At 70.2% G+C, this 17045-nt stretch carries 14 protein-coding genes; 6 read left to right on the plus strand and 8 right to left on the minus strand.

Annotation, left to right across the window (positions count from 1 at the left end; translation table 11 throughout):
- Positions 1–58: 58 nt before the first annotated feature.
- A complete protein-coding gene (locus JOF44_RS10950; protein WP_209890940.1) occupies positions 59–916 on the minus strand; it encodes a sugar phosphate isomerase/epimerase family protein in 858 nt (285 codons plus the stop codon).
- Positions 913–1674: an SDR family NAD(P)-dependent oxidoreductase gene (locus JOF44_RS10955; RefSeq protein ID WP_209895934.1), complete on the minus strand. Its 762-nt coding sequence runs from the start codon at positions 1672–1674 to the stop codon at positions 913–915. The genes JOF44_RS10950 and JOF44_RS10955 overlap by 4 nt, the downstream gene beginning before the upstream one ends.
- A 438-nt stretch (positions 1675–2112) precedes the next feature.
- Between JOF44_RS10955 and JOF44_RS20730 the strand changes: the two genes are divergently transcribed.
- From JOF44_RS20730 to JOF44_RS10980, 5 genes are all read left to right on the plus strand, one after another.
- The gene (locus tag JOF44_RS20730) at positions 2113–2910 is read left to right on the plus strand and encodes a FadR/GntR family transcriptional regulator (protein WP_209890942.1); all 798 of its coding nucleotides are present in this window, start codon (positions 2113–2115) and stop codon (positions 2908–2910) included.
- A complete protein-coding gene (locus JOF44_RS10965) occupies positions 2907–3806 on the plus strand; it encodes a transketolase (RefSeq protein WP_209890945.1) in 900 nt (299 codons plus the stop codon). Before JOF44_RS20730 ends, JOF44_RS10965 begins: the two co-directional genes overlap by 4 nt.
- Positions 3803–4810, plus strand: coding sequence for a transketolase family protein (locus JOF44_RS10970; RefSeq protein ID WP_209890947.1), 1008 nt, complete (start codon positions 3803–3805; stop codon positions 4808–4810). The genes JOF44_RS10965 and JOF44_RS10970 overlap by 4 nt, the downstream gene beginning before the upstream one ends.
- A 28-nt stretch (positions 4811–4838) precedes the next feature.
- The gene (locus JOF44_RS10975; RefSeq protein WP_209890951.1) at positions 4839–6950 is read left to right on the plus strand and encodes a glycogen debranching N-terminal domain-containing protein; all 2112 of its coding nucleotides are present in this window, start codon (positions 4839–4841) and stop codon (positions 6948–6950) included.
- Positions 6951–7086: 136 nt separating this feature from the next.
- Positions 7087–7965 (plus strand): SMP-30/gluconolactonase/LRE family protein, encoded by an 879-nt coding sequence (locus JOF44_RS10980; protein WP_209890954.1) that lies wholly within the window; start codon positions 7087–7089, stop codon positions 7963–7965.
- A 211-nt stretch (positions 7966–8176) separates the two neighbouring features.
- On the opposite strand, the gene putP is transcribed toward JOF44_RS10980, so the two are convergent.
- The 4 genes from putP to JOF44_RS11000 form a co-directional block, all read right to left on the minus strand.
- Entirely contained in the window at positions 8177–9748 is a 1572-nt protein-coding gene (gene putP, locus JOF44_RS10985) for a sodium/proline symporter PutP (RefSeq protein WP_209890957.1), read from the minus strand.
- Positions 9749–10137: 389 nt separating this feature from the next.
- Positions 10138–11682 (minus strand): glycerol kinase GlpK, encoded by a 1545-nt coding sequence (gene glpK / locus JOF44_RS10990; protein ID WP_209890960.1) that lies wholly within the window; start codon positions 11680–11682, stop codon positions 10138–10140.
- A 92-nt stretch (positions 11683–11774) separates the two neighbouring features.
- Positions 11775–12497: an MIP/aquaporin family protein gene (locus JOF44_RS10995; protein WP_209895936.1), complete on the minus strand. Its 723-nt coding sequence runs from the start codon at positions 12495–12497 to the stop codon at positions 11775–11777.
- A 155-nt stretch (positions 12498–12652) separates the two neighbouring features.
- Complete coding sequence (locus JOF44_RS11000) at positions 12653–14389, minus strand: glycerol-3-phosphate dehydrogenase/oxidase (RefSeq protein ID WP_209890962.1); 1737 nt, start codon at positions 14387–14389, stop codon at positions 12653–12655.
- Between the two features lie 141 nt (positions 14390–14530).
- Between JOF44_RS11000 and JOF44_RS11005 the strand changes: the two genes are divergently transcribed.
- Entirely contained in the window at positions 14531–15490 is a 960-nt protein-coding gene (locus JOF44_RS11005) for a sugar-binding transcriptional regulator (RefSeq protein WP_209890965.1), read from the plus strand.
- A 95-nt stretch (positions 15491–15585) separates the two neighbouring features.
- Here JOF44_RS11005 and JOF44_RS11010 read toward each other — a convergent pair whose 3' ends face one another.
- Complete coding sequence (locus tag JOF44_RS11010; protein WP_342591759.1) at positions 15586–16068, minus strand: ASCH domain-containing protein; 483 nt, start codon at positions 16066–16068, stop codon at positions 15586–15588.
- Between the two features lie 47 nt (positions 16069–16115).
- Complete coding sequence (gene fdhD / locus JOF44_RS11015) at positions 16116–16988, minus strand: formate dehydrogenase accessory sulfurtransferase FdhD (protein ID WP_209890970.1); 873 nt, start codon at positions 16986–16988, stop codon at positions 16116–16118.
- Positions 16989–17045 lie beyond the last annotated feature (57 nt).

Here is a 17045-nt window from a genome sequence, read left to right on the forward strand (position 1 = left end):
CCTCCAGGGGTGGGGACCGCGCGTTCGTGCGCGGTCGGCAGGGACGGTGCACGGTGCCTCAGGCGGGGGTCGCGGTCAGCACCTCTCCGACGAGTGCGAGGCTGCGGGCGACGTCGGCCTCGCGGTCGGCCTCTGCGACGTCGTGGGTCTCGAGCTCCAGGACGTAGGTACCTCCGAAGCCCTGGGCCTCCAGGGCGGCGATCACGCCGGAGAGGTCGACCTCGCCGGCGCCGAGCGAGAGGTTCAGGTTCCCGGCGACGGCGTCGCGCAGGTGCACCCGTTCGATCCGGGGGCCGAGGCGGCGCGCCCAGGTGATCGGGTCCTCTGCGGACGCGACCACGTGGGAGACGTCAAACAGGACGCCGAAGGCGTCGGGATCGCTGCGTGCGAGGAGCTCGTCGGCGGCGGCGACGGTGTGCAGGTATCGGCGATGATGCAGCACCTCGACCAGAAGCCGCACCCTGTGCGCTGCACAGACCCGCGAAATGACCTGCAGGTTCCCGGCGATCCGGGCGAGGTCGCTCTGCTGGTCCACGAACGGGGCGTGGTCCGCCCGACCTGCCGGCACGATCAGCGCGGCGTCGAGGGCGGCGGCCAGCTCGACCAGAGGATCCACGACCGCGACCAGGTCGCGCTCGGCGAGCCCGGGATCGTTGAGATCTCCCGGATCGGCGTTGACGGCGCCGCAGCGCAGACCATGCTCACGGAGCAGGTCCGCGTACTGGGCAGGATCCCGGTCGACCGGGACGGGGACGTGGTCGGTGACCGCGGGGATCGCCCCGAGGTCGATCTCCGAGCTGCCCGTCGCCGCGATCAGGCGAAGTGCCTCGTCCAGGGGACGGTGCCGGAAGGAGATCGTCGAGATGCCGATGCGGGCGAGCCGCTCCGCCGTGGTCCGGGGGCTGCGGGCCGTCATGAGATGTACGAGCCGCCGTTGATGGCCTGGGTGGTGCCGGTGATGTACCCGGCGTCCGCGCCCGAGAGCCACACGACGAGCGCACCGATCTCGTCGGCCGTGGCCTGTCGTCCCATCGGGATCGAGGCGGACAGCGCGGCCTCGGCCTCTGCGGTGGTGTCGCCGCGGATGGTGGTGTCCGCGGCACCGGGCGAGATCGCGTTCACGGTGATGCCCTCGGGGGCCATCTCGCGGGCGAGCGACCTGGTCAGGCCCAGGACCCCGGCCTTGGCCGCGGAGTACGGGGTCTTCGAGAAGACGCCGCCGCCCTGCTGCGCCGAGACGGAGGACATGTTCACGACGCGGCCGTAGCCGTGATCGATCATCGCCGGCAGGAACGCGCGGGTGACGTAGAACGTGCCGGTGAGGTTGACGGCGATGATCTTGTCCCACAGGGCGTCGTCGACCTCGAGAAAGGCGACGGGGGACGGGATGCCCGCAATGTTCGCCAGCGCCCCGACGGGCGGCAGCTCGGAGGCGGCGACCCGGGCCGCGACGTCGTTCACCGCGCCGCTGTCGGTGATGTCCACGCCGTAGCCGGCGGCCGGGACGCCGAACTCGCCGGCGAGCTCCCGCGCGAGGGCGATCGCACCCTCCCCGTCGACGTCGAGGATCGCCACCGCCCATCCGTCACGGGCGAAGCGGGTGGCCGTGGCCCGGCCGATGCTGCGCGGAGACGCGCCGCCGGTGACGACTGCGGTTCTGGTCCGGGGGCCCATGGGCTCGTGGTGCGTCACTGCGCTCCCTCACGTCGGTGTGGTCAGGGCCTGTCGGCCCGATCGGATCGACGCGAACGCTACGAGGCGCCGGTCATACCAACAAGTGAATGCCGCTCGGCGGATCACGACGCCGCGACGATCGTCCTGCTCAGAGCGCCGCAACGCGTCACAGATTGGTCAGACCACCCTCGGGGCGCAGTCGGCGGGGAGAGCTCCGGGCCCACGGGAGATAATTGGTCGACCATTATCCTCGGAGCGGGCATCGCCTCTGACCTGCGCATCCGCCGCACGTTCGCGGCATCGGCAGATCCGCGACGATTGCCCGCTCCCCCACCCCGTGCTTGCATCGGCCCTGCCGACCTTCCGACGGACAGCCCACCGGTCACCGTCGGAGTCCCCGGCCCCGCCGCTGCAGCGAACCCGACCGAAGGAGGTCAGGTGGAACCCCAGACCCTGGAATTCCTGGACGGACTCGTCCGCGAGGGCGTCGAGGTCGACGGCGGCATCCTCATCCCCACCGAACGGCGGCTCGCCGAGATCAGCGGCATGTCCCGGGCCCGTGTCCGCGAGCGGCTCTCCGGGCTCCAGATGCTCGGAATGCTCACGAAGGTGCAGGGCTCGGGGAACGTTCTCGTCTCGCCCGCCGCGCTCGAGGCGGGCACCGGCAATGTCTTCGAGCTGATGCTGCGCGCCGGGCTGGTCACGGTCGCGCAGATCAACGAGGCCCGCGAGATGCTCGAGGTCGCGATCGCGCCACGGATCCTCGAACGAGTCACCGACGAGCAGATCCACGCCCTGGAGGATCAGGTGTACGCCATGGTCGACGCCTCCGCCTCACGGGATTTCGTCAGCGGGCTGAAGGCCGACCACGCCTTCCACATGGCGCTGTTCGAGATCGTCGGCAACCCGATCATGACCTACGTGGTCAACGGGATGAACCATGCCCTGCACGATCTGCTGCTGGAGCGGCGGCGGATCGTCATCGGCAAAGAGATCGCACGCAACCACGGCGAGCTCCCCGCGATGTTCGACAGCGACGCCGTCCACTTCGAGATCACCCGCGCCCTGCGCTCCCGGCGCAAGGAGGCGGTCACCGCCGCGATGGCGGAGCACTTCGATTCCTGGCGGAGGATCTCGCGTCTGCCGACCTCACCGGCAGTCGCCGCACCGCCAGGTATCACCCCACAGACACCATCGACCCCACCGACCCCACCGACCCCCTCAGGAGAGACATGAGCACAGCAGAACCCACGTCGTCGCCGGAATGGGCAGAAGCGACCGGGACGGCGCGGTCGTCCGATCCCGAACGGATCCAGCGCATCCGCGAGGCAGCCCACCGCATCCGCCAGTACGCCCTGATCCAGGCCGAGGTCCAGGGACAGGGCTACATCGGGCAGGCCCTGGACATCGCCGACGTCCTCGCCGTCCTGTACGCGGACCAGCTGCACCTGGACCCGTCGGATCCCGAGTCCGAGGACCGCGACCGCTTCCAGCTGTCCATCGGGCACTATGCCCTGGCCCTGTACGCGGCGCTGACCGAGGCGAAGTTCCTGCCCCAGGAGGAGCTGCAGACCTACGCCGGCGACGGCTCGCGCCTGCCGATGTCCTCCATGCGCTCCTACACCCCGGGGGTCGAGATCTCCGGCGGCTCCCTCGGCCACGGCCTCGGGATCGCGAACGGCGTGGCGATGGGACTGCAGCGCAAGGGGTCCGACCGCTTCGTCTACAACCTGCTGTCCGACGGCGAGCTCGGTGAGGGCTCGACCTGGGAGGCGGCCGCCGTCGCCGGCCACCATGGGCTCGACAACCTCATCGCGATCGTCGACTTCAACGACCAGCAGGCCGACGGCCGCAGCACCCAGATGCTGTCCATGGAGCCGGTCACCGACAAGTTCGAAGCCTTCGGCTGGATCGCCCGCCGCTGCGACGGCCACGATGTTCCCGCTCTGCTCGACCATCTGATCGAGCTGCGGGAGATCGAGGACCCCCGCCCTCGGGTCCTCATCGTGGACACCACGCTGGGCAAGGGCGTGGACTTCCTCGAGCAGCGGGAGAAGCTGCACTTCATGAAGGTCGACGCCGCGGAATGGGCCGCCGCCCACCAGAAGCTGAACGAAAGCGCAGGACGATGAACACACCCACGAACCCCGTCACCGCCCCCGCGAAGAAGCTGGTCTCCGGCGCCATGAGCGCTGACCTCGCCAAGGAGGGCCAGCGCACCGTCTCCGCCCCGCTCGGGCACGCCCTGGTCGAAGCGGCCCAGCAGGACGAGCGGATCGTCGGCCTCTCCGCCGATCTCGCGAAGTACACCGACGTCCACATCCTCCGCGACGCCATGCCGGAGCGGTTCTACCAGATCGGCATGGCCGAGCAGGCGCTGCTCGGTGCCGCGACCGGCCTCGCGATGGAGGGCTTCGTCCCCTTCGCCTCGACCTACTCGGTCTTCGCCACCCGGCGGGCCTACGACTTCCTCGCGCTCGACATCGCCGAGGCGAACCTCAACGTCAACATGGTGTGCGCCCTGCCCGGTCTGACCACCGGTTACGGGCCGTCCCATCAGGCCACCGAGGACGTGGCGATCCTCCGCGGGATGCCGAACCTGACGATCGTCGATCCCTGCGACGCCCTGGACATCCAGCAGGCGGTCCCCCAGCTCGCCGCATCCGACGGTCCGACCTACATGCGCCTGCTGCGGGGGAAGGTCCCGCTGGTCCTGGACGAGTACGACTACTCCTTCGAGCTCGGCCGGGCGAAGCTGCTGCGGGAAGGAGCGGACGTCCTGCTCATCTCGACCGGACTGATGACCGAGCGCGCCCTGGAGACCGCGACGGCTCTGGAGCAGGACGGGATCGGGGTCGCCGTGCTGCACTCACCCACCCTGAAGCCCTTCGACGAGGAATCGGTCGTCTCCGCCCTCGGAAAGGGCCGCCTGGTGCTGACGGCGGAGAACCACTCGGTGGTCGGCGGACTGTTCGACGCCGTCTCGCGCACGGTGGCCGGCCGCGGCCTCGGCGAGCGCATCACCCCGATCGGACTGCCGGACGAGTTCCTCGACGCCGGCGCGCTGCCGACTCTGAACGACCGCTACGGCGTGAGCGTCCAGGCGATGATGGAGCGGATCCGCACCCTGTTGTGAGCACCCTGCCCGCTGTGAGGAACCACCGATGCACACCTCCCCCGATACCCCGGGCCCACCGCTGCTGAGCCCCGCACGCCCCGTCGAGCTCCACCAGCCGTTCCTCCACGACCTGGTCGGGGTGTTCCATGCCCCGGTCCAGGCGTGGTCCCGGCCCACCGGGAGCATCGAGGGCGCCGGAGCGCAGGGCATCTACATCGGGGACACCCGGGTGGTCTCGGACCTGCGCTGTGCGGGCGAGCGCGTCGCGCTCACCCCGCTGGGAACCGAGGTGCGCTCGGCCCGCGAGCTGACCGTCCGCGACGTGGTCTCCACGCCGGGCGACGTCACGGATCCGCTGCTCATCCTCGAACGCACCCGCACCGCCGACGCGAGCGGCATCGGTGAGCGAGTGCGCCTGCTCTCGCACGATCATCGGCCGCACCGCCTCGTGCTCCGTCTCGGCCTGATCACCGACGCCGCATCGATGTCCGCGGTGAAGGACCCCGGACTGCTGGCCGAGATCGGCGACATCCGCCCGTCGGCGCGGGCCGACGGAGCAGTCGCCCGCTGGGACGTCGGCGACGCGGGCGGCTCCGCCCGGCTGGACGTCGGGGATGGTGGGACGGAGCTGGTGGCCGACGGGGCGATCGTGACGTGGACCGTCGTCCTCGAGACCCCGCCCGCCCGGGGCGCGCTCGAACATGAGGCAGAGGGTGACAGGGCGGTGATGGCGGAGGCCTCCTGGCATCTGGCCCTGCACGATCCGACCGTGCCGTTCGCCGCGGCGAGCGCCCCCTGGCCGGCGGCCGCTGTGACCGCGGAGCCCGCGTCGGCCGATCCCGAGGTCCGTGCCGCCGACCTGCTGCTGCGCCGTTCCCTGGCCGATCTGGACGCCCTGCGCCTGCAGATCCCGGGGTCCCCGGCGCAGACCTTCTTCGCCGCCGGCGCCCCGTGGTTCTTCACCCTGTTCGGCCGGGACGCGCTGATCGCCGCCTCCCTCGTGCTCCCCCTCGACCGCTCGATCGCCGAGGGCACCCTGCGCACGCTCGCCGACCGCCAGGGCACCGCGGCCGACGTCGCCACCGCCGAGCAGCCGGGAAAGATCCTCCACGAGGTGCGCGCCCAGGGCATGGAGATGGGCTCCACGGTGCTGCCGCCGGTCTACTACGGCACCATCGACGCCACGCCGCTGTGGATCGAGCTGCTGCATGAGGCGGACGCCGCCGGGCTGCCCGCAGAGGTCCTCACCGAGCTGCACCCCGCGCTCGAACAGGCCGCGCTCTGGCTGCTCGAGCACGCCGACGCCGATGGCGACGGCCTGCTGGAGTACCTCGACGAGGCCGGGACGGGCCTGGCCAATCAGGGATGGAAGGACTCCGGGGACTCGATCCGCTGCGCCGACGGCTCCCTGGCCGGCGGCGCGATCGCCCTGGCTGAGGTGCAGGGCTACGCATATGCGGCCGCCGGCCACGCCGCCGACCTCCTCGAGCGCCTCGGCACGGCAGCCGAGGCCGAGGCGGTGCATGCCGACCCACCCGCCCCGGGCCCCGGACCCTCCCCCACGTCATCATCCGCACCCGCACCCGCACCCGCACCCGCCGAATTTCCCGCCCGCCTGCGGGCCTGGGCCCACCGCCTGCGCGAACGCTTCCAGGAGACGTTCTGGTGCGAGGACGACTTCGGGCCGTACGTGGCGCTCGCCCTCGACGGGGACAAACGCCCGGTCGACAGCGTGGCCTCGAACATGGGCCACCTCCTGGGCACCGGACTGCTCGATCCGGCGCAGGAGCGGATCGTCGTGGACCGCCTGCTGCATCCGAGCCTGCTGTCCGGATACGGGATCCGCACCCTGTCGACCACCAACGGGGCCTACGGCCCGCTGCGCTACCACGGTGGCAGCGTGTGGACCCACGACACCGCCTACATCCTGCGCGGCATGCTGCGCGGAGGCTTCACCGCCGAGGCGCGGGTCGTGGCACGGGCCCTGCTGCAGGCGGCGAACGGCTTCGACCAGCGTCTTCCCGAGCTGTTCAGCGGCCAGAGCAGCGAGGAGGTCTCCCCTCCCGTGCCCTACCCGGCCTCATGCCGCCCGCAGGCCTGGGCCGCGGCCGGCGCCGTTCCTGTCGCTCAGGCCCTCGGCGTCCTGCGGCGCCGCTGACCGGGGAAGTGCCGGATCGGACCCTCCCGAGCGCGGTCCTGTCTCGGACCATGAGCCTGCCCTGAGCACGATCCTGCACTTCCCCCGCACAGCCCGTACGGTAGGGCCACAGCAGCACCGCGCGAACGGAGCCCCCATGCACGCCGACCGTCTCACCGATTCGATCTGCCACCACGCCGAGGGCCCGTACTGGTCCGACAGCTGGGGCGGCCTGCGCTGGGTCGACATGCTCGCCGGCGACATCATGCAGCTCGAGGCGGCCGGAGCTCTCACCCAGCTCGGCGGGGCCCGCACCGCGCATCGCATCACCACGCCGAGCCCGGTGGTGGCCTGCGTCCGCCCGGCCGTGGGCGGCGGGGCCGTCCTCGCACTCGAGAAGGGCTTCGCCCTCGAGGACGCCGACGGCTCGATCACCCCGCTGCCACCGCTGTGGGAGCAGGACATCCGGATGAACGAGGGCGCGATCGCGCCCGACGGTTCGTTCCTGTGCGGCTCGATGGCCTACGACCAGCGGCCGGGCGCAGCAGCGATGTGGCGTCTGCTCCCGGACGGCACCACCACCGAGCTGTTCGGCGACCTCACGATCTCCAACGGGCTCGCCTTCACGGCCGACGGCGCCCACGCCTTCTACGTCGACACCCCCACCGGGAGGGTCGACCAGTTCGACTGGTCCGACGACGAAGGCCTGATCGGCCGTCGCCCCTTTGCGGATCTGACCGACCAGGACGGTCATCCCGACGGCCTCACGCTCGACGCCGACGGCCGGGTCTGGGTGGCGATGAACGGCGGTGGCCAGGTGCTCGGTCTCGACGAGCGCGGTACGGTCACCACCCAGATCTCGGTCGGAGCTCGGCAGGTCACTGCCTGCACCTTCGGCGGCCATGACCTCTCGACCCTGTTCATCACCACCAGCCGGGAGAACCTGGCCGAGGGCGAGGACCCGCAGGCCGGCTCCCTGTTCGCCGCGCGGCCCGGCGCCCGCGGCCCCGAGAGCGAGCGCCTCTTCAGCGTCTGAGCCGAGCAGCGCCGCCCGCGTGTCACGGGCACCACGATCCAGAGGGCACCACGCCAACGCAGGCACCCCGCTATTGACGGCACCACACCATCGCGGGCACCACGCCCACGCGGGCACCCCGCCATAGAGGGCACCACGCCATCGCGGGCACCATGTCGTAAAAGGTGCCACGGAGGTGGCACCTTTTACGACACGGTCGGCCCTGCGCAGGTCAGGCGGTGGTGCCCGACCCCGAGCCGGAGCCGGCCACCTCGGTGTCCTCCGGGTGATCGGGGATCTCACCGGAGGCGAACGAGGTTTCCATGTCGTCGAACTCCCGCATCGTCAGCGCCGGCGGACGCGGCGTGATGAGACTGACCACCACGGCCAGGACCAGGCAGATCAGGAAGCCGGGGATGATCTCGTACAGGTGCTGGTCGCCGAACAGGCCCCAGCTCACGTCGGGCGTGAACTGGCCCCAGATGAAGGCGACCGCTGCACCGGCGACCATGCCGGCACCCGCACCGGCGGCCGTCAGGCGGCGCCAGAACAGCGACAGCAGGATGATCGGACCGAAGGCGGAGCCGAAGCCTGCCCAGGCGAAGGCCACCAGGCCCAGCACCGAGCTGTCCGGGTTCAGAGCCAGGATCAGGGCGATGATGGAGACGGCGAGCACGCCGATCCGGCCGCCCCACAGGGCGCCCTTGGCGCTGAGTTTGATCCCGATCCCGCCGAAGAGGTCCTCGATCAGCGCAGAGCTGGAGACGATCAGCTGCGAGGAGATCGTGGACATGATCGCTGCGAGCACGGCAGCCAGGAGGACGCCGGCGATCAGGGGGTGGAACAGGAGCTGCGAGAGGTCCAGGAAGACGGACTCGCCGTTGGTGGTGTCGGTCAGCACCGCGTCCTGGTTCTGCTGGAAGTAGGCCAGGCCTGCCAGAGCGGTGAAGACAGCACCGATGACACAGATGATCATCCAGGTCATGCCCACCGCGAAACCGTACTTGGCGTCGCGCGAGGAGCGCAGCGCCATGAAGCGGACGATGATGTGGGGCTGGCCGAAGTAGCCCAGGCCCCAGGCCAGCGAGGAGATGATCCCGATGAAGGTACCGCCGGCGGTCATGGAGCCGAAGTCGGCGTTGACCTGACGCACGGAGTCGAACATCGCCACCGGTCCGCCCACCACGAACATCGCCGTGATCGGGACGAGCAGCAGGGAGACCAGCATGATCATGCCCTGGACCACGTCGGTGTAGCTGGCGCCGAGGAACCCGCCGAACAGCGTGTAGACGATGGTGATGGTGGCGACCAGCAGCATGCCGGTGACGTACGAACCACCGAACGTGGACTCGAAGAAGACCCCTCCGGCGACCATGCCGGATGAGACGTAGAAGGTGAAGAACACCAGGATGATCACGCCGGCGGCGATCCGCAGGATGTTCGTGCGGTCGTGCAGCCGGTTGCCGAAGAAGCTCGGCACCGTGATCGAGTTGCCGGCGATCTGCGTGTACTGGCGCAGGCGCGGTGCGACGAAGAACCAGTTCAGTCCGGCGCCGATGGTGAGGCCGACGGCGATCCACGCCTCGACCAGTCCGTTCATGTACAGGGCGCCGGGCAGGCCCAGGAGCAGCCAGCCGGACATGTCCGAGGCGCCGGCGGAGAGGGCTGCGGTGAACGGGTGCAGCTGCCGTCCGCCGAGCATGTAGTCCTCGCCGTCCGACGTCTTGCGGAAGGCATACAGGCCGATGCCGAGCATGACGCCGAAATAGATGGCCAGAGCGATGATCTTGAAGACGAGATCCACGAGAGGGCTCCGATCTCAGTATGGGGAAGGGGTGGTCGGGACGGGTGAAACGCTAGTAGTGGTCGGGCCAGCTGACCGGCGATGATGGACAATTCGGTCATCGGCGAACGCAGTCGTTCCGCGCAGATCGTGCAGTCGGGGCCGCGGTCACAGACCAGGGAAAGCTTGATCCGCGCCCGGGGACGACGACGGGACGCCGTGCGAGCGCCGAGGACCAGGGGTGACGCCGAGACTACGCCCCTGAGACGCCGATCACCGAGGTTGTTGCCGGACGGTGACAATCTTCGCGAGACTCCTCACCGCTGACCGGACACGACATTGCGCACGTGGCTTCCATTGATGGAAGCCACGTGCGCAATGTCGTCGAGGTCAGCCCGGAGCGCGGGCGCTCAGGAGTACAGCGCCTCGGTGTCCTCGTCGACCCAGTCCAGGGTGCGCTCGACGGCCTTCTTCCACAGGCGGAGGTAGCGCTCGCGGGTCTCCTCCTCCATGGAGGGCTCCCAGCGCTTGTCCTCGGCCCAGTTGTCGATGACGTCCTGCTCGCCGTTCCAGAAGCCCACGGCGATGCCGGCCGCGTAGGCGGCGCCCAGCGCGGTGGTCTCGATGACCTTCGGCCGCACCACGGGCACGCCGAGGATGTCGGCCTGGAACTGCATGAGGGTCTCGTTCATGACCATGCCGCCGTCGACCTTGAGCTCGGACAGCTCCACGCCCTCGCTCTCGGCGTCGGCGATCATCGCGTCCAGCACCTCACGGGTCTGGAAGGCCGTGGCCTCCAGGGTGGCCCGCGCGATGTGGCCCTTGTTGTGGAAGCGGGTCATGCCGACCATCGCGCCGCGGGCGTCGGGCCGCCAGTGCGGGGCGAACAGGCCCGAGAAGGCAGGGACGATGAACAGACCGCCGTTGTCGTCGACGTCCTTGGCGAGGTCCTCGATCTCCGGGGCGTCCTTGATCAGACCCAGGTTGTCGCGCATCCACTGGACCAGCGAGCCGGTCACCGCGATCGAGCCCTCGAGGGCGTAGACCGGCTTCTGGTCGCCGATCTTGTAGGCGACCGTGGTGAGCAGCCCGTTCTCGCTGCGCACGAGGTCCTCGCCGGTGTTGATCAGCATGAAGTTGCCGGTGCCGTAGGTGTTCTTGGCCTGGCCCACGTCGAAGCAGGCCTGGCCGAAGGTGGCGGCCTGCTGGTCGCCGAGGATGCCGGCGAGCGGGGTGTCGATGAGCAGGTCGTTCTTGCGACCCTTCCCGTACACCTCGGAAGAGGACCTGATCTCCGGAAGCATCGACATCGGGATGCCCATGTCCTTCGCGATGTCCTCGTTCCAGTCCAGCGTGTCGATGTTCATGAGCATCGTGCGCGAGGCGTTGGTGACGTCGGTGACGTGCACGCCACCGTTGGTGCCGCCGGTGAGGTTCCACATCAGCCAGGCGTCGGTGTTGCCGAAGATCAGCTCGCCGGCCTCGGCCCGGGCGCGCGCGCCCTCGACGTTGTCGAGGATCCACTTCACCTTGGGGCCGGAGAAGTAGGTCGCCAGCGGCAGCCCGACGCGCTCCTTGTACTTCTCGGCGCCCTCGTCGCCTCCGAGCTCGTCGCAGATGCGCTGGGTGCGGGTGTCCTGCCAGACGACCGCGTTGTAGACGGGCTCGCCGGTGTTCTTGTCCCACACGACGGTCGTCTCGCGCTGGTTGGTGATGCCGACGGCCGCCAGCTGGTGGCGGTTGATGTCGGCGCCCACCAGCGCCTGGCCGACGACGTCACGGGTGTTCTTCCAGATCTCCTGCGGGTCGTGCTCGACCCAGCCGGACTTCGGGAAGATCTGCTCGTGCTCCTTCTGCCCCGAGGAGACGATCTGCCCGGCGTGGTCGAAGATGATCGCGCGGGTCGAGGTCGTGCCCTGGTCGATGGACATGATGTACATCGTCTGGTCGTTCATCGGAACTCCTTCGTCGTGGATGAGGGGAGGTGTCGTGGATGGGTGCCGGGGAGGCCGGTGCGGCGCTCGACGGTCTCAGAAGGTCAGGTCGCTCAGAAGTAGATGAGCGAGAACAGTCCGGCGAGGGAGCCACCGATCAGAGGACCGGCGATCGGTACCCACGAGTATGCCCAGTCCGAGCCGCCCTTGTTCGGGATCGGCAGGACCGCATGCGCGAGGCGCGGTCCGAGGTCTCGGGCGGGGTTGATGGCGTACCCCGTCGGCCCGCCGAGGGAGGCGCCGATGGCGAGCACCAGCAGCGCGACCGCGAGCGGCCCGAGCTTGTCCGGCGTGTTGCCGAACATGATGATCACGAAGACCAGCACGAAGGTCGCGATGATCTCGGTGACCAGGTTCCAGCCGTAGGAGCGGATCTCCGGGCCGGTGGAGAAGGTACCCAGGATGGTGCCCGGGTCCTTCTCCTGGTCGTAGTGGTTCTTGTAGACCAGCCAGGCGAGCACGGCGCCGATGAAGGCGCCGATGACCTCGGCGATGTAGTAGGTGACCGTGGTGCCGAGCGTGATCGAGATGCCCGGTGCGTACTCGGCGGCTTCGCTCATGAGCAGGCCGGTGGTGACGGCGGGGTTGATGTGCGCGCCGGTCTTGAAGGCCGTGTAGACGCCGACGAAGACCGCGAGGCCCCAGCCGAAGTTGACCATCAGCCAGCCGCCGTCCTTGCCCTTCGTCTTTCCCAGGATGTTGTTGGCGACGACGCCGCCGCCCATCAGGGTCAGCATCGCGGTGCCCGCGATCTCCGACAACAGGATCGTTCCGATCGTTCCCATGCGTTCTCCTCGTCGAGATCGACCTGACGGAGGACAGGTCGTGCGCCGGCTCCCGCCGGCGACAGGCCCCGAAGGGCCTCGGGGGCGTGCGCTCTGCCGCCCCGCGGCGTCCCCGGACTCGGTGCCCGGGGACTGCAGATTCTGGGTCAGTGCCTCGGCGGCACCTCGGGGACGGCACCGATGCGGGCAGCGGTCTCGGCGTCGGTCCCGGCCTGCTCGCCCTCGAGGCGGGCGGCGATGTATTCGCGGTACGTCTCCACCTCCCGGGCCTGGCCGCTCTCGTCCCAGCCCAGCTCGGGACCGACGAGGGCGGCGACCTCCGCGGCGGCGTCGACACCGCGATCGCGGGTCTCGTAGTCCAGCCGGGTGCGACGCTCGAGGATGTCTGCCAGGTGGCGCGCTCCCTCGGCGCGGACGGCGTACAGCGCCTCGGCCCGCAGGTAGCGCGGGGCGTGCTCGAGGGGCGTGCCGAGCGCGGGGTCCTCGTCGATCAGGGCGAGGACGTCGCTCAGCAGCGCGCCGTAGCGGAACAGCAGGCGGTCGATGCGCACGGTGTCGAGGTCGTACCGTCGGGCGATCTTCTGCTTGTCGCGCACCAGGGTCTCGTAGCCCTGGGCGCCGATCACCGGCACGGAGCGGGTCAGGCTGGGCCGCCCCGGCTGGTGCTCCTTGATCGCGAAGTCGACGATGTCCTCGGCCATCACCCGGTAGGTGGTGAACTTGCCGCCGGCGATGGCGGACAGGCCCGGCTCGACCTGCATGACCGTGTGCTCGCGGGAGACCTTCGCCGAGCCTCCGCCCTTCTGCACCGGCTGGACCAGGGGACGCAGGCCGGAGTAGACGCCGATGACGTCCTCGCGCGAGAGGTCGTCGGCCAGCACCGCGTTGGCGTGCTCGAGCACGTACTCGATGTCGTCGGAGGTCGCGCCGACGTCGGCCGGATCCTCGGTCCAGGCGGTGTCGGTGGTGCCGATGACCCAGTACTCGTCCCAGGGGATGATGAACAGGACCGACTTCTCGGTCTGGGTGATGATGCCGGTGTCGGGCACGGCGGGGATGCGGTCGCGGGCGATGGTGACGTGGATGCCCTTGGAGGCGAGCACCTTCAGACCGGCGTCGGCCCCGGCGAGGTCCTGCTGATCCTCCGTCCAGACGCCTCCGGCCAGGAGGGTGTCGCGGGCGTGGACCTCGAACTCCTCGCCGGTCTCCTCGTCCCGCACCCGGGCGCCGCTGACGCGCCCGCCCTCGTGGAGGTAGTCGACGACGCTGGTGTAGTTGGCGACGGAGGCGTCGTGCTGCGCGGCCGAGCGCACCAGCATCATCACGAAGCGGGCGTCGTCGACCTGTGCGTCGTAGTACTCCAGGGCGCCGACGGCCTTGTCCCCGTCGAGCGCCGGGAAGACCTCGAGCATCTTGTCGTGCAGGAGATGGCGGTGCATCGGCACGGCACGCTTGCGACCCACGGATTGCATCGCGTCGTAGAGCATCACGCCGGAGCCGATGAACGCGCGGTCGACCACCTTCTTGAAGAAGGGGAAGACGAACTTGATGGGCTTGACCAGGTGCGGAGCGGTGTGTTCGAGCAGCAGGTCGCGCTCGCGCAGGGCCTCGGCGACGAGCTTGAAGTCCAGCATCTGCAGGTAGCGCAGGCCGCCGTGCATGAGCTTGGAGGAGCGCGACGAGGTCCCGGCGGCCCAGTCGCGGGTCTCGACGAGCCCGACGGACAGTCCGCGCGTGGCGGCGTCGAACGCGGCGCCGGCGCCGTTGACCCCGCCGCCGACGACGAGGACGTCCAAGGGGTTCTCCGCGGTGGCGGCGCGCAGGCGGGCGAGGTGCTCCGTCCGGGCCCCGGGGGTGAGGGCGGACCGGTTCTGATCGGACACGTGGATGCTCCTTCGCAATGACGCCGGGTGGACTCGTGGTCCGCCGCGACGGGCGCGACGGTCACGGCGGCAATGGAGTCATCCTCGAACCGTCGTGCAGCAGAACGCAAACTCCGTGCACGAACGTGCAAGACTGATGTCATGAATCCCGAATCGCGCCCCGACACGCTCTTCGAGGCTGCACGGATGTACTACGGCGAGGGCCGCACGATGGAGTCGATCGCCATCGATCTCGAGGTCTCCCGCTCGACGGTCTCCCGGATGCTGCGCGATGCCCGGGAGGCCGGGCTGGTCCAGATCACGCTGCGCCCGCCGGACGCCCATCGGGTCGAGGAGCTGCGCCGGCGGATCGCCCACAGGTTCGGGGTGCGCACGCGCGTGGTGCCCGCCCGTCCCGGCGACGGCGAGCACGAGCGGCTGCAAGCGGTGGCCGACGCGGGCGCCGACGTGCTCGACGAGATGCTCGAGCCGGGGATGACCCTGGGGCTCGCCTGGGGCACGACGATCGCGTCGATACTGGGGAGCGTGCGGGCGCGCCCGATCCCCGGGATGCGCATCGTGCAGCTGAACGGTGCGATCAACACCGAGGGCTCCGGGCTGACCTACATCTCGACCGTGCTGGCCCGCGCGGCGACGCTGTGGGACGCGACGGTCCACCACTTCCCCGTCCCGGCCTTCTTCGACTACGCCGCCACTCGGGAGGCGATGTGGCGCGAGCGCTCGGTGCAGAAGGTGCTGGAGACCCAGCGGCAGACCACCCTGGCCGTCTTCAGCGTCGGGGCCTTCGACGCGGAGGTGCCCAGCCACGTCTACACGAACAACTACCTCACCGGCGAGGACCTGGCCTCGCTGCGGGCCGACGGCGCCGTCGGCGACGTGTGCACCGTATTCCTGCGGGCCGACGGCTCCTTCCGGGACATCGCGATGAACGCGCGGGGCTCCGGGGCCGATCCCAGTCGGCTCTCCCGCATCGCCCACCGGCTGCTGGTGGTCTCCGGCTCCCGCAAGGCGCTGCCGTTGCGGGCGGCCCTGCGCGCCGGCGTCGCGACCGATCTGGTGGTCGACGAGGTCACGGCCGCGAGCCTGCTGTCGCTGCGGTGAGGGGCATGGCCGCGGGGAGTACGGGGCGCTGGGGCGCGACGGCGGCGTCGGCGCGACGCATCACCGCCGACGCCCGCACGGTCACGGACGCACGGTCATGGGCGCCGCGGAGGCTCCGCGTACAGCACCCGGAAGCGCTCGCAGACCACGGGCATGTCCGGGGCGAACCCGCGGGCCGCATGCGCTGTCCAGAAATCCTCGTGGATGCGCCGCCAGGATGCCAGGGTGCGGTCGTCCTCTCCCTCTGCCCGGGCATGCTCGGCGGTGACCTCGTCGAAGGCCGCGATGTCGATCGCGGTCACCTCGAGGACCGCCCGGGGCACGTCGGCCCCGTCGAGGACGATCGACAGGTCGCCGACGGCCGGGAGCGGCTCGGCGTCCTCTCCGTCCGCTCCGTAATCTGCCAGCGCCGAGGCCGTGCCGGTCTTGGTCCCCGCGAGCACGAGGGCGAGCAGGTCGTCGGCGTGCTCGGGGGTGGCGCCGAAGGCCCAGGCCTCGGGGAGCTCCCGCGGAAGGGACGTGTGGGCGGAGCGGGCCTCGGCCCAGAAGCGCTCGAGCGCAGCATCGGTGAAGGTCACGGGGTCACGATAGCGAGCAGTGTCGCCCGTCGACATCGCGGAGAGCCTCAGCCTTCGACGCCGCTGAGGTCGAGGCGGTCCGGATGGGTGTAGACGTTCATGCGCCCGTCGCCGTCCTCGGCCGCACGGGTGAAGCCGAGCAGCGTCATGCCGACCTCATCGGCGGTGTCGACGGCCAGCGAGCTGGCGGCGGATACGCAGGCCAGCAGGGGGATCCCGGCCATGTAGGCCTTCTGCGCAATCTCGAAGCTGGCGCGGGAGGAGACCAGCAGGAAGCAGTCCGCAAGCGGCAGTCGATCCTCGAGCAGGGCCCAGCCGATGACCTTGTCGACCGCGTTGTGGCGGCCGACGTCCTCGCGGACCACCAGGAGGTTCCCGGTCCGATCGACGAGGGCGGCCGCGTGGACGCCGCCGGTGCGGGCGAAGACGGCCTGCTGCCCGGTGAGCGCGCGGGCGGCCGCGAGGATCGCCCGGGGGTCGAGGGACCAGCCCTGCTCCAGCGTGTACCGGCCCTTCTGCCGCACCGCGTCGATGCTCTCGGAACCGCACACCCCGCAGGCCGAGGTGGTGGTGAAGTTCTTCGTGACCAGGGGCAGCAGCTGCGGCGCCGTGGTGGTGAAGTCCATGACGTTGTACGTGTTGCGGGCGAAGCCGGTGCCGTCGTCGACCACCGCGCCGTCGCAGTAGCGCGCCTCGGTGATGTCCTCGCGATGGGCGATGATTCCCTCGGCGTGGAGGAATCCGTGGATCAGCTCGATGTCCTGGCCGGGGGTGCGCATGGTGAGGCTGAGCTGCTGGCCGTTCACCCGGATGTCCAGCGGCTCCTCGACGGCGACCCGGTCGCCCTTGCGCCCGGCGTAGAGCGTGCCCTCGCGCACCCGGACGGTGCGGATCCGCGCCGATTCGGTGACCCTGCCCATTCCTCGAGGGTATCCCGGCCACGGGGGCCGGGGACACGCAGGGCGATTCCACCGAGA

Origin of the sequence: Brachybacterium fresconis (assembly GCF_017876515.1) — a bacterium.
Taxonomy (GTDB): domain Bacteria; phylum Actinomycetota; class Actinomycetes; order Actinomycetales; family Dermabacteraceae; genus Brachybacterium; species Brachybacterium fresconis.